At 77.8% G+C, this 12723-nt stretch carries 7 protein-coding genes; 3 read left to right on the plus strand and 4 right to left on the minus strand.

The genetic code is table 11. The annotated features are described in order from the left end of the window. Position 1: 1 nt before the first annotated feature. Positions 2–1609, plus strand: coding sequence for an FAD-dependent oxidoreductase (locus AC3WUG_RS01735; RefSeq protein WP_492326058.1), 1608 nt, complete (start codon positions 2–4; stop codon positions 1607–1609). A gap of 66 nt (positions 1610–1675) precedes the next feature. Here the strand turns inward: AC3WUG_RS01735 and AC3WUG_RS01740 are convergent, their stop codons facing one another. Together AC3WUG_RS01740 and AC3WUG_RS01745 are read right to left on the minus strand one after the other, a co-directional pair. Further along, positions 1676–3079 carry a GntP family permease gene (locus AC3WUG_RS01740; protein WP_492326059.1) on the minus strand — a complete coding sequence of 468 codons (1404 nt, stop codon included), beginning with the start codon at positions 3077–3079 and terminating at the stop codon, positions 1676–1678. Beyond that, positions 3079–3639 (minus strand): gluconokinase, encoded by a 561-nt coding sequence (locus tag AC3WUG_RS01745; RefSeq protein WP_492326060.1) that lies wholly within the window; start codon positions 3637–3639, stop codon positions 3079–3081. Before AC3WUG_RS01745 ends, AC3WUG_RS01740 begins: the two co-directional genes overlap by 1 nt. Positions 3640–3877: 238 nt before the next feature. Between AC3WUG_RS01745 and AC3WUG_RS01750 the strand changes: the two genes are divergently transcribed. Beyond that, positions 3878–4570 carry a FadR/GntR family transcriptional regulator gene (locus AC3WUG_RS01750; RefSeq protein ID WP_492326061.1) on the plus strand — a complete coding sequence of 231 codons (693 nt, stop codon included), beginning with the start codon at positions 3878–3880 and terminating at the stop codon, positions 4568–4570. A gap of 14 nt (positions 4571–4584) precedes the next feature. Here the strand turns inward: AC3WUG_RS01750 and AC3WUG_RS01755 are convergent, their stop codons facing one another. Further along, positions 4585–6357, minus strand: a complete 1773-nt coding sequence (locus tag AC3WUG_RS01755) for a pyruvate dehydrogenase (RefSeq protein WP_492326062.1) — start codon at positions 6355–6357, stop codon at positions 4585–4587. A gap of 252 nt (positions 6358–6609) precedes the next feature. On the opposite strand from AC3WUG_RS01755, the gene AC3WUG_RS01760 reads away from it, so the two are divergent. Further along, on the plus strand, positions 6610–11058 hold the full coding sequence (locus tag AC3WUG_RS01760; RefSeq protein ID WP_492326063.1) for an SCO7613 C-terminal domain-containing membrane protein: 4449 nt from the start codon (positions 6610–6612) through the stop codon (positions 11056–11058). 204 nt (positions 11059–11262) lie between these two features. Here AC3WUG_RS01760 and AC3WUG_RS01765 read toward each other — a convergent pair whose 3' ends face one another. Next, positions 11263–12690 (minus strand): MFS transporter, encoded by a 1428-nt coding sequence (locus AC3WUG_RS01765; RefSeq protein ID WP_492326064.1) that lies wholly within the window; start codon positions 12688–12690, stop codon positions 11263–11265. Between the last annotated feature and the right edge of the window lie 33 nt (positions 12691–12723).

Below are 12723 nucleotides of genomic sequence, written 5' to 3' on the forward strand. Positions count from 1 at the left end.
CGTGGTCGCCCGGACGTCGCTGTGGTGGGACCGGCGCGAGCCGGCGTCCCACCCGCACCACCGCGCGCCGGGGGAGGTCCCGCACCCCGGCGACGAGCCCGCCGACGTGGTCGTGGTCGGCGCCGGGCTCACGGGGCTGACCACGGCGCTGCTGCTGACCCGCGCCGGCTGCCGGGTCCTCGTCCTCGAGGCCCGTGCGGTCGGCGCGGGCACCACCGGGCGCAGCACGGCGAAGATCAGCCTGCTTCAGGGCGACCGGCTCGCCTCGCTCGCGGAGCGGCACGACGACCGCGTGGTCGCCGCGTACGCGGAGGGCAGCGCCGAGGGCATGGACTGGCTGCTGCGCTACCTCGACGACCACGGGGTGCCGTACCAGCGGCGCGAGGCGCTCACGTTCGCGACCACCGCCGAGGGGCGCGCCCGGGTCGAGGCGGAGCTCGACGCCGCCCGCCGCGCCGGGGTCCCGGTCGGCTGGCGGCGGCGCACCGACCTGCCGCTGCCCGTGACCGGCGCGATCGGCCTGGCGGACCAGGCCCAGGTCGACCCCCTGGACGTGCTGGGCGCCCTCGCCGCCGACGTCGTCGGGCGTGGCGCGCGGATCGCCGAGGGCGTGCGGGTGCTGGGGATGCACCACGGCGCCGAGCTGGGCGGCCTGAGCCGGCGCACGGTGCTGCGGACGACGGCGGGCGACGTCGCCGCCGACGCGGTGGTGCTCGCGACGGGCACCCCGGTCCTCGACCGCGGCGGGGCGTTCGCGCGGCTGCACGCGCTGCGGTCGTACCTGTGCGCCTTCCGGGTCCCCGAGCCGCCGCCGGCGAGCATGGCCCTCTCCGTCGACGTCCATACCCGGTCGGTGCGGTCCGTGCCGGCCCTGGCGGGCACGGGGCTGGTGCGGGGTCCGGTCGTCCCGGGCGAGCCCGCGACCCCCGTGGGCGCGGCGGTGCCGGACCTCCTGCTCGTCGGCGGCGCGGGGCACGCCGTGGGCCGGCGGCCGCGGACCGGGGAGTCGGTGCGCGCGCTGGTCGACTGGACGCGGGCGCACGTCCCCGGCGCCGAGCTGACCCACGTGTGGTCGGCGCAGGACTACGCGACGACCGACGGGCTCCCGCTGGTCGGCCGGCTGCTGCCGCTCGACCCCCGGCTGTACGTCGCCACGGGCTACGCGAAGTGGGGCATGACCACCGCCGTGGCCGCCGCCCTCGTGCTCGCGGCGGACATCCTGAACGACCGCGCCCCGCGCTGGGCGGAGTCCTGGCGCCCCTGGGGCCGGCACGAGCTCGCCGGCCTCGGCGACGCCGCGCGGCTGAACGCCTCGGTGGCGCGGTGGCTCGCGGGCGGCTGGACCGCCCCGCGCCCGACCGCCGGGGAGCGGGCCGCCCCGCCGGAGGGGCAGGGCGGCGTCGAGCGCGCGGGCGTGCGGCCCGAGGCGGTGTGCACGGTGGGCGGAGTCACCCGGCGGGTGTCCGGGGTGTGCACGCACCTCGGCGGCGTGGTGACGTGGAACGAGGTCGAGCGGTCGTGGGACTGCCCGCTGCACGGCAGCCGGTTCGCCCCGGACGGCACCCCCCTGGAGGGCCCGGCGACCACGCCGCTCGAGCCGCTGGGCTGACGCACGACGGCCCCGCCGCGGCGTGCTGCCGGGCGGGGCCGTCGGGTGCGTGCCGGTGCGCGGTCGCTAGATGACCAGGCTCAGGAGCAGGACCACCACCAGCGCCGTGACGGACAGGACGCACTCCATGAGGGACCACGTCTTGAACGTCTGGCCGACGGTCATCTTGAAGTACTCCTTGACCAGCCAGAACCCGGCGTCGTTCACGTGGCTGAGGAACACCGAGCCGGCGCCGATCGCCAGCACCATGAGCGCGACGTGCGTCGGGGACAGGCCCTCGGCCAGCGGCGCGACGATGCCGGCCGCGGTCACCGTGGCGACGGTCGCGGAGCCGGTGGCCACGCGGATCAGCACGGCGACCAGCCACGCGGCGAGCAGCGGGGAGATCGGCGCGTTCGCGAGGCCCTTGGCGATGACGTCGCCGACGCCGGAGTCGACCAGGGTCTGCTTGAAGCCGCCGCCCGCGCCGACGATGAGCAGGATGCTCGCGATCGGGGCGAACGAGGAGTCGACGAGCTTGCTGACCATGCTGCGGTCGCGGCCCTGGCGGGTCCCGAGCAGGACGAGCGACACCAGCGCGGTGATGAGCAGCGCGACCAGCGGGGTGCCCACGAAGTCGAGCACCTGGCCGACCGCGGAGTCCTCGAACCCGACGGTCTCGGCGAGGGTGCGGGCCAGCATGAGGACGACCGGCAGCAGCACGACGGTCAGCGCGGTGGCGAACGACGGGCGGCGCGCGTCGTCGGCACGGTCCGAGGCGCCGAGGATCTCGGTCGGCGGGTCGAGCGGGACCCACCGGGCCATCGGCTTCGCGAGCAGCGGGCCGGCGATCGCGACCGTCGGGATGGAGACCAGCAGGCCGAGGCCGAGCGTCAGGCCGAGGTCGGCGCCGAGGGCGTCGATCGCGATCAGCGGGCCGGGGTGCGGGGGCACCAGGCCGTGCAGCGCGGACAGGCCGGCGAGGGCCGGGATGCCGACGACGATCATCGACACCTTGGACCGGCGCGCGACGAGCATGACGACCGGGATCAGCAGGACGACGCCGACCTCGAAGAACAGCGGGATGCCGATGATGAACGCGGCGAACGCCATGGCCCACGGGAGCCGCTGGACCGGCGTCCTCGCCAGGATCGAGTCGACGATCTGGTCCGCGCCGCCGGAGTCGATCAGCATCTTGCCGATGATCGCGCCGAGGGCGATGAGGATGCCGACGCCGGCGACGGTGGTGCCGAGGCCCGCCGTGAACGAGGTGAACGCGTCGACGTAGGGCAGGCCGGCGGCGACGGCGAGCACGCCGGCGCCGAGCATGAGCGCGAGGAACGGGTGCAGCTTCACCCAGACGATCAGCGCGACGATCACCGCGATGCCGACGACGGCGGCGACGATCAGCCGGGTGTCGGAGACGGCGGGTGCCGCGTCCTCGGCCGCGGCGGCCAGCAGCAGCGGTGCTGCGGTCGGGAGGGAGAGCATCAGGACTCCTGGGGGGAGGTCGCCGGCGCCGCGTCGGCGCGCGCGGTGGCGGGGTCGATGCCGAGCTCGCGCAGGGCGGCGTCGGCGACGGACTGGGGGGAGATCTCGACCGGCACGTGGACGCCGTCCTCGGCGTCGGTGAGCGGCTCGAGGGTCTGGAACTGCGACGGCAGCAGGGAGGTCGGCATGAAGTGCCCGGCACGGCCGGACATCCGCTCGCCGATCGCCTCGATGGTGCCCTGCAGGTGCACGAACCGGACGCGGCCCTCGGCCTCGCGGAGCACGTCGCGGTAGGCGACGCGCAGCGCGGAGCAGGTGACGATGGTCGACCGGCCCGCGCGGGACTGCTCGGTGAGCCAGTCGCGCATGGCGCGCAGCCACGGCCAGCGGTCCTCGTCGGTCAGCGGGGTGCCCGCGGACATCTTGTCGATGTTGGCCTGGGGGTGGAACTCGTCGGCCTCGGCGTACGGCCAGGCGAGCCGCTCCGCGAGGATCTGGGCCGTCGTGGTCTTGCCCGACCCCGAGACCCCCATGACCACGAGGTGCTGGACCTCCGGCATACCTGTCCTCCTTGACGTCGTCGTCCGGGCGGCGGTGCTGCGTCCGGCATCCCCCGGGGCCGCCCCGAGGGTGGAGACACTGTGCCACAAAGATGCGACCTTTGAAACCCAAAGATCACACCAGTGCGGACCTGGGGGCGAGCGGCGCGGCCGCTCCCACCCGTGTGCGACCCTGGCACGGCCGTCCGGGGGTCGCGCGTCGACGGGACGCCGCCGCGGGTGGCAGGAGGAGAGCACGTTGGCGGTCGAGGTGCTGCACAGCACGGTGCTGGAAGCCATCGGTGCGGAGATCACCGGGGGGCTGCTGCCCGCCGGCACGGTGCTGACGCTGGAGCAGCTGCAGCAGCGGTTCGGGGTGTCCCGCACCGTGGCCCGCGAGACCATGCGCTCCCTCGAGCAGCTCGGCCTGCTGACGTCCCGCCGGCGCGTCGGGCTCGTGGTCCGGCCGGCGTCCGACTGGATGGTGTTCGACCCGCGCGTGATCCGGTGGCGGCTCGCCGGCCCCGGGCGGCTGGGTCAGCTGCGCTCGCTCACCGAGCTGCGCGCCGCGGTCGAGCCGGTCGCCGCCGCGGCCGCCGCGCGGCACGCCTCGCCGGACGAGGTGGACGAGCTGCTCGCCCTCATGGCGCGGCTCCGCGAGCTCGGGGAGGCCGGCCGGCTGGACGAGTTCCTCGAGGTCGACCAGCAGTTCCACGCGCTGCTGCTCCGCGCGGGCCGCAACGAGATGTTCGCCGCGCTCACCGGCGTGGTGGCCGAGGTGCTCGCGGGCCGCACCCGGCACGGCCTCATGCCGTCCCGCCCGCGGGCGGAGGCGCTCGACGCGCACGACGCGGTCGCCGAGGCGGTGCGCCGCCGCGACCCCGAGGCCGCGGAGCGCGCGATGACGGTGATCACGAGCGAGATCCGCGCCGCCCTCGGCGACCTGCACTGAGGGCGGCGCGGGGGTCAGGGGCGCGGGACGTTGCGGAGGTTCGAGCGGGCCATCGCCATGACCTCGCCCATGCCGCCGCCGAGGATCTCCTTGCTCATCGCCGCCGTGAACCCGCTGACCTGCTGGCGCGTGATCTTCGGCGGGAGGGACAGCGCGCGCGGGTCGGTGACCAGGTCGACGAGCGCCGGGCCGTCGTGCGCGAACGCCTGGCGCAGCGCCGACCGGATCTGGGTCGGGTCCTCGACGCGCACCGACGGGATGCCGAGCGCGGTCCCGAGCGCGGCGTAGTCGATCGCGGGGGAGTCCGTGCCGTAGCTCGGCAGGCCGTCGACCAGCATCTCCAGCCGGACCATGCCCAGCGTCGCGTTGTCGAACAGGATCACCTTCACCGGCAGGTCGTAGTGCACGAGCGTGATGAGCTCGCCCAGCAGCATCGACAGGCCGCCGTCGCCCGCGATCGCCACGACGTGCTTCTGCTCGGCGCCGGAGTCCCGGGCGGCCAGCGCCGCGCCGATCGCGTGCGGCACCGCGTTGGCCATCGACCCGTGCAGGAACGACCCGATGACCCGGCGGCGGCCGTTCGGCGTGAGGTACCGCGCCGCCCAGACGTTGCCCATGCCGGTGTCCACCGTGAACACGGCGTCGTCGGCGGCCTCCTCGTCGAGGACGACGGCGGCGTACTCGGGGTGGATCGGGCGGTGGTGCTCGACGTCCTTGGTGTACGCGCCGACGACGCCGCCCATCGCCTTCTCGTGCTTCTTCACCATCTGGTCCAGGAACCGGCGGGACTTCTTCCGCTCCACCAGCGGCAGCAGCGCGCGGACGGTCTCGCCCACGTCGCCGACCACCGCGAGGTCGTTCCGGGTGCGGCGGCCGAGGCGGGTGGGCTCGATGTCGACCTGCGCGGTGCGCACGTCGGACGGCAGGAACTGGTCGTACGGGAAGTCGGTGCCGAGCAGGATCAGCAGGTCGGCCTCGTCCATCGACGCCTGGAGCGCGCCGTAGCCGAGCAGGCCGGTCATCCCGACGTCGAACGGGTTGTCGTACTGGATGTGCTCCTTGCCGCGCAGGCTGTGCCCGACGGGCGCGGCGATCTTGTCGGCCAGGGCGAGGACGTCGTCGTGCGCGCCGCGGACGCCCGCGCCGGCCAGGATCGTGACCTTCTTGGCGCCGTCGATCGCGGCGGCCAGGGCGGCGACGTCGGCCTCGGCGGGGACCACGCGCGGCCTGCGCGGCCGGGCCAGGGTGTCGGTCCCGGCGGGCGGTGCCTCCAGGTCGGCGACGTCGCCGGGGAGCGTCAGCACCGCGACCCCCGGGGCGCCGTAGGCGTGGTGGATCGCGCTGCGGATGACCCGCGGCGCCTGCGCGGCGGACGAGATCATCTCGGAGAACACCGAGCACTCGACGAACAGCCGGTCCGGGTGGGTCTCCTGGAAGTACTGGGTGCCGATCTGCGCGCTCGGGATGTGCGAGGCGATCGCGAGGACGGGGACGCGGCTGCGGTTCGCGTCGTACAGGCCGTTGATCAGGTGCAGGTTGCCCGGGCCGCAGGAGCCGGCGCACACCGCGAGGTCGCCGGTGATCTCCGCCTCGGCGGCCGCGGCGAACGCGGCGGCCTCCTCGTGCCGGACGTGCACCCACTGGATGTCCTCGCCCGCGGCCCGCGCGCGGCGGACCGCGTCCACCACCGGGTTCAGGCTGTCGCCGACGATGCCGTAGATGTGCTTGGCCCCGGCCGCCACCACCTGGGCGACGAGCTGGTCGGCCACCGTGCTGCTGCGTGCCACGGGCTCGCTCCTTGCGTCGTTGTCGTGTGGAGCCATATTCATCCCATGACTTGCGCGCCCGCCACCCGGGGCGGGTGTCTCGTCGGTCACGGGGGACGCCTCCACCCTGTCGCGGACGGGGCGCGTCGGCACGTCGGCACGTCGAGGGGACCCGGTCCCCCGGCGCGCCGCGGGCGTTCGACGTGGTGAAACCCTGGGTAGGAACTGTGGACGAGCCGCGCGGCGACCCGGTGACCTGGCACGCTCTGGCTCGTGGAACCGACCCCCGTGGACGCGCTGCGGCGCCAGCTGCTCGACTTCACGCGGTGCGCCGCCTGCGGCGCACCGCTCGCGGCGACCCGCTGCGCGCGGTGCGGGCTGGAGATGGCCGGCGACGACGGCGTGCGGATCGCGGACGCGTCGCGCGCGGCGGCCCGGGCGCTCGACGCGCGGCGCGACGTCATCGACGCGGCGCGGGCGCGGCAGGGCGCGGGGGCCGGGGCGCCGCCGGCGGCGGCGGGCGTGCCGGCGGCCGCTCCGGTCGACCCCGGGTTCGCCCGGCCGACGACCTGGCGACCCGCGCACGACCGTCCGGTCGCCCCCGGTCCGGTGGCACCGCCGACGTGGGGGGTCGCCCAGGGCGGCCCCGTCGCGCCGAGCGGGCCGCGCACGCCCGGGCCGCGCACGCCCGGGTCGCCCCGGCCGGGGTCGGCCCCGGCGGTCGGCCCGGGTCGGCCCGGCGGTGCGGTGCCGCCCGGTGCGGGTGCGCCGTTCCCGCCCGCGCCCGGGGCCCCGGTGCCGGCCGAGCGGACCTTCGACGTCGCCCGGCTGTTCGTGCTCGCGGGCGCCGGCCTCGTCGCCGCGGCGGCGCTCGTGTTCGCGTTCTTCTTCCTCGCCGACGCCCCGGGCCCGCGGGTCGCGGTGATGCTGGTCGCCACGGCGGCCGCCGTCGCGGGCACGCTCGCCCTGCGCCGGAGCGGCCTCGGGGCGTCCGCGGAGGCGGTCGGCGGGCTGGTCGCGGCGCTCGCGGTCGTCGACGCCTGGATGGTCGCGCTCCTGGTCGACGGGCCGGTCCGGTGGCTCGCGCTCGCGTCGCTGCTGCTCGCCGTCGGCCTCGGGCAGCCCGCGGCGGGGCTCGCCGTGCGGGTCCGCGCGTGGACCGTCGCCGTGCTCGTGCTCCCCGCCGTGCCGCTGTGCGTCGGCGCGGCGGTGGGGAGCGCCTGGGGCTGGCACCTCGCGCTGCTCGCCGCCGCCCTCGTGACGCTGGTGCGGTCGGGGTACCGCCGGGCCGTCGCCGCGCGGTTCGGCACGGACGGCGCCGTGGTCGACGCGCTGCTCGCGCTCGGGGCGCTGCTGCTCGTCGGCGCGGCGCTGCTGGCCGCGGTCGCGCTGCCGGAGCCGGCGCCCGGCTGGGAGACGGGCGGCTTGGCGCTGGCGCTGCTGCTCTCCGCCGTCGTGACCCGCCTGCAGGCGGTCGCGGAGCGGCCCGCGTGGGGCGCGGCCGCCGCGTGGGAGTGGGTCGCCGGGGGCCTGGCCGTGCTCTCCGCCGGCGTCGCCGTCGCGTCCGTGCTGCCCGCGCCGCTGGGCACGGTCCCGCTGGCCGCCGCGGCGGCGTGGGCGGCGCTCGTGCTGGTCCCGCGGCTGCTGCCGGGCGACCGCGCCGCCGACCGGTCGTACCGCGCGCAGGTGGCGGGCGGCTGGACGGCGCTCGTGCTGGCCACCGGCCCCGGCACCGCGGTGGGCGCGCTCGAGGTGCTGGGGCTGCTCGGCGCGGTGGGGTCCGACGGGTCCACGCGGCGCCCCGGGGGCGCGGCCTGGGCGCTGGACCCCGGCGCGTTCGCCACGACGTCGTTCGGGGTGGGGGCCGGTCCGGTGCTCGCCGCGGTCGTGCTCGCGGGGGCGCTGGCGGCCGTCGGGCGGGTGCCGCTCGCGCCCGTCGCCGAGTCGGTCCCGGTCGCGGTGCTGCGCGGGCCCGGGTCGGCGCCGGGAGCGGTCGCGCCGGCGCCTGGCGTGGTCGCGCCCGGGCCCGTGCCGGCCTCCGGCGTGGCCGCGCCGGCGACCCGACCTCTGCCGCCCGTCCACCCGCAGCACCCCGCCGCCCCGACCCGCGTCACCGTGCTGCGGCAGCACGCCGCGGTCGTCGTCGGCCGGGCGTGCCTGCCCGCCGGCGTCGTGCTCGCGGCCTGGGTCGCGGTCGCGCTGCTGCGCGCCTGGTCGGTCCCGCTGCTGCTCGGCGAGCTGGCGCTCGCGGCGGCGCTCGTCGAGGTGGCGCGGCGGGCGCCCGCGACGGCGCGGGTGGATCGGCTGCCGGGTGCCGTCGCCCCGGGTGCCGCGCCGGGTGCGGTCCCGGGTTCCGTCGCCCCGGGTGCCCTCCCGGGGACCGCCCCGGACGCGGCGGGCGCGGCGTTCGTGCGCCCCGCCCCGCGGCCGCCGTGGCGCGGCACCCTCGCCACCGCCGCCGTCGTCCAGATCGCGTTCCTCGCCCTGCTGACCTGGGTGTCCCGCCCGACGACGGCGCTCGGTGCGGTCGCCGTGGTCGTCCTGCTGCTGCGGGCCCGTGCGCTGCTGCCGCGGGACGTGCGTGCGGTGCTCGTGGGGATCGCGGCGGCCTACGCCGGCGCCGTGCTCGCGGCCGTGCTCGCGTGGTCGGGCTGGGAGGGGCCCGGCGTGTTCGGCGCGGTCGCCGTCGCGCTGCTGGTCGTGGCCGCGGTGCTCACGGTCCTGCCGCGGGTGGCCGACGACACCTGGCTCGGGGTGCTGGTCGTCGCGCTGGTCCCCGCCGTGCTCGCGGTCGCGGGCGTCGCCGTCGACCGCACCTGGTGGGGCGCCGGCGCCGCGGCCGCGCTGCTGCTCGTCGAGCTGCTGCTGCTCGACACCCGCGCGCGACCCGTCCCGGCGTGGGCACGCGTCACCGCCGCCGCCCTCGCGCTGCCGACGGTCTCGGTGGTGGTCATCTGCGCCGGCGCCGTGCTGCTGCCCGGCTCCGGGTCGCCCGTCCTGCTGCCCGTCGTCGCGGTGCTGGCCTCGGCGGCCGCGGTGGCCGCCCCCGCGATCGGGGACCGCCTGCGCCGGCGCGCGCCCGGGACCCCGGGCGACCACGCGCGGCTCGCGGTCGAGCTCGCCGCCGCCGGCACCGGCACCGTCGCGCTGCTGCTCGGCATCGTGCGCACCCCCACCGGCGCGGACACCGTGCTCGTGCTGTGCGCGCTGCTCGGGGCCGGCGCGACGGCCGTCGCGCTGCGCCCGGAGCGCCGGCCCGCCTGGTGGGCGGCCGCCGTGCTGTGGTGCGGCGTCGTCTGGTCCGCGCTGGTCTGGTGGGGCGTCGGGCTCGTCGAGGCGTACACCGCGCCGCCGGCGCTCGCCGCGATCGTGGTCGGCACGCTGCTCGCCCGCCGGGGCGATCGCTGGCGCCCGCTCGTCGCCGCCGGCGTCGCGCTGCTCGTCGCGCCGACGCTGCTGCTCGCCGTCGCCGGGCGGGACGTCGGGGTGCGCGCGGCGGTGCTGCTCGGTGTCGCGGCGCTCGCGGTGGTGGTGGGCGTGCTCGGCAGGCGGGCGGGCGCCGCGGGCCCGCGGGCCTGGGCGGCGCTCACGGAGCCGCTGCTCGTCGGCGGCGCGGCGGCGGCGCTCGCGGGAGCGGTCCGGGCGGCGCACCTCGCGTGGAGCACGCCGGTGGGCGGCGGCGTCGCGAACGCGCGGCTGTTCGGCGCGGCCCTGCTCTGGTCGCTCGTCGGGGCGGTGCTGCTCGGCGCGCTGGGGCGGCTGCTCGTCGAGCGCCTCGCCGCGGTGCCGGCGGTCGCCGGTCCCGGTCCGGGGCCTGCGGCCGCACGGCCCGGCCCGGCGGCGGTGTCCGGCGCACCCGGCGCGGGGCTCCGTCCCGGGACCCCGTCCGCGCGGCCGGTCCTCCTGGCCGCCACCCGGGCCGCGGCGCTGCGCCGGTGGGCGCTCGCCCCCGCGCTGGCCGCGTTCACGGTGGGCGCGCTCGCGGCCGTGCGGCCGTCCTGGGCGCTGACCTGGACCGGCTGGGTCGTCGAGCTCGGCCTGCTCGCGCTCGCCGTGGCGGCGGTGCGGTCCGAGGCGTCGCGGGACCGCGGCCCGCTCGCCACCGACGTCCCGCCCGGCTGGGTGCTCTGGCTGGCGGCGCTGGCCTGGGCGATCGGCGCGTGGAGCCCGCGCGAGCTGCGCGTCGAGGTGTTCGCCCTGCCGCTCGGCCTGGCGCTGACGGCGATGGGCTGGGTCGCGCTGCGCGCGGCGCTCGCCGCCCAGGACCCGGCGGGGCGCGGGCCGCTCGGTGCGCCGGGGGCGCCCGCCGGGTGGGTCCCCGCCGCCGTCCCCGGACCCCGTCCCGCGTGGCCCGTCGGCCGGGCGACCTCGGTCGCGACGCTGGCCCCCGGGATCCTGGCGACGCTCGGGCCGTCCGTGCTCGCGATCTGGACCGACCCGATGACCTGGCGCGCGATCCTCGTGGTCGTCCTCGCGCTCGGGTTCATGCTGGAGGGGGCGCGGGAGATGCTCCGCGCGCCGCTCGTGCTCGGGGCCGGTGCGCTCCCGGTCGCGGTGCTGAGCGTGTTCGCGGCGCAGCTCGGGCGGACGATCTCCGCCGGGCCGTGGCTGCTCACCCTGCTCGCGGCGGGCGGGCTGCTGCTGGTGCTCGGCGTGTTCGCGGAGCGCCGCCGGACGGCGGTGGCGGAGGGACGGGCGACCGCGGGCGGCGTGCTGCGCTGACCGGGGCGCGGTGGCGCCTGCGCGGCGGCGAGGGGGTAACGAACACGTCGAGTGCCTATCCGCCGGATAGGCACTCGACGTGTTTCATGCACTCTCGCGGTGAGGCATCACGCACTCGGCCGGTGGCGCGGGCGCGCTGGGGCGCGGTGGTGCGGGGAGTGCCGGGGCGCGGTGGCGCGGTGGCCGCCGAGGGCGGCGCGCCCCTCAGCGCCGGGCGTCGCCGCGCGCCGCGGGGTCGGCGTCCAGCGCCGACGGCTCGTCCGCGCGGGCGCCCGGCGCCGCCGTCACGTCAGCACCGGCGTCCGCGTCGCCGAGGCGGGTCGTCGCCGCGCCCGCCTCGGGCCCGGCGCCGTCGGGCGCGGCTCCCGCCTCGACACCCGCCTCGACACCGCCCCCGCCCCCAGCGCCGCGCCCGTCGCCGCCCGCCGCCCCCGCGCGCAGCACCCGCAGCGACCCGAGCACGGCCACGACCGCCAGCACGGCCGCGCCCACGACCACCAGGTACCCGCCGTGCGACCCCTGCCGGTCGATCAGCAGCCCCGCGATCCAGGACCCGACCGACACCCCGACGCCGAGCGACGTGCCGACCCAGGTCAGCCCCTCGGTGAGCCGCTCCCGCGGCACCAGGTCCTGCACGAGCCCGTTGCCGTTGATCAGCGTCGGCGCGATCGCGAACCCGGCGACGAACATGACGACCGCGAGCATCGCCATCGAGTCGACCAGCACGAACAGCGACGCCCCGATCGCGAGCGCGACCATCCCGATCGCGAACCGGCGCCACAGGGGCGTCGTCCAGTGCCGGGCGCCGTAGAGCAGGCCGGAGATCATCGACCCGCAGGCGAACACCGCGAGGATCACGCCGGCGAGCCCGGGCCGGCCGGACTCCTCGGCGAACGCCACGGTGCTGACGTCGGTGCCGCCGAAGATCGCGCCCATCGCGACGAACACCACCGCCAGCACGACCATCCCGCCGGACCGCATGACGGAGCGGCGGCGCACCGGGGTGCCGTCGGGGGCGGTGACGACCTCGCGCGGGTGCGGCGGCGGCTGGGTCGCGCGCTGCCCGAGGAACCAGAACCCGCCCAGCACCATCCCGACGACCGGCACGACCAGCCCGGCCGACGGCGTGACGGCGGTGGCGAGCGTCGTGGCGAGGATCGGCCCGACGACGAACACCAGCTCGTCGAGCGCGGACTCGAGCGAGTAGGCGGTGTGCAGGGCCCGGGGGTCGTGGACGACGTGCGACCAGCGGGCGCGGACCAGCGCGCCGAACGACCCGACGGTCGCCCCGACGACCACGGCGGTCGCGTACAGCGACCACACCGGGGCGTCGGCGAGCGCGCACGCCACCAGACCGACGAGCGCGGTCGCGGACACCGCGACCGCGGGCCGCATGACCCGCGCCTGCCCGTGCAGGTCGACGAGGCGCGCGAGCTGCGGCGAGCAGATCGCCTGCGCCAGCACGTAGGCCGCGGACACGCTGCCGGCGAGGCCGTACGAGTCGTAGAGCGCCTCGATCATCAGCACGATGCCGATGCCGACCATGGACATCGGGAGCCGGGCGATCACGCCGGCGGAGGAGAACGCCAGCGCCCCCGGACGGGAGAGCACGTCGCGGTAGGGCCCCAGCACGCGGTCAGTGTCGCACCCCGCGCCGACACGCCG

Source organism: Cellulomonas sp. EB106-03-03-XG116 (assembly GCF_058792015.1).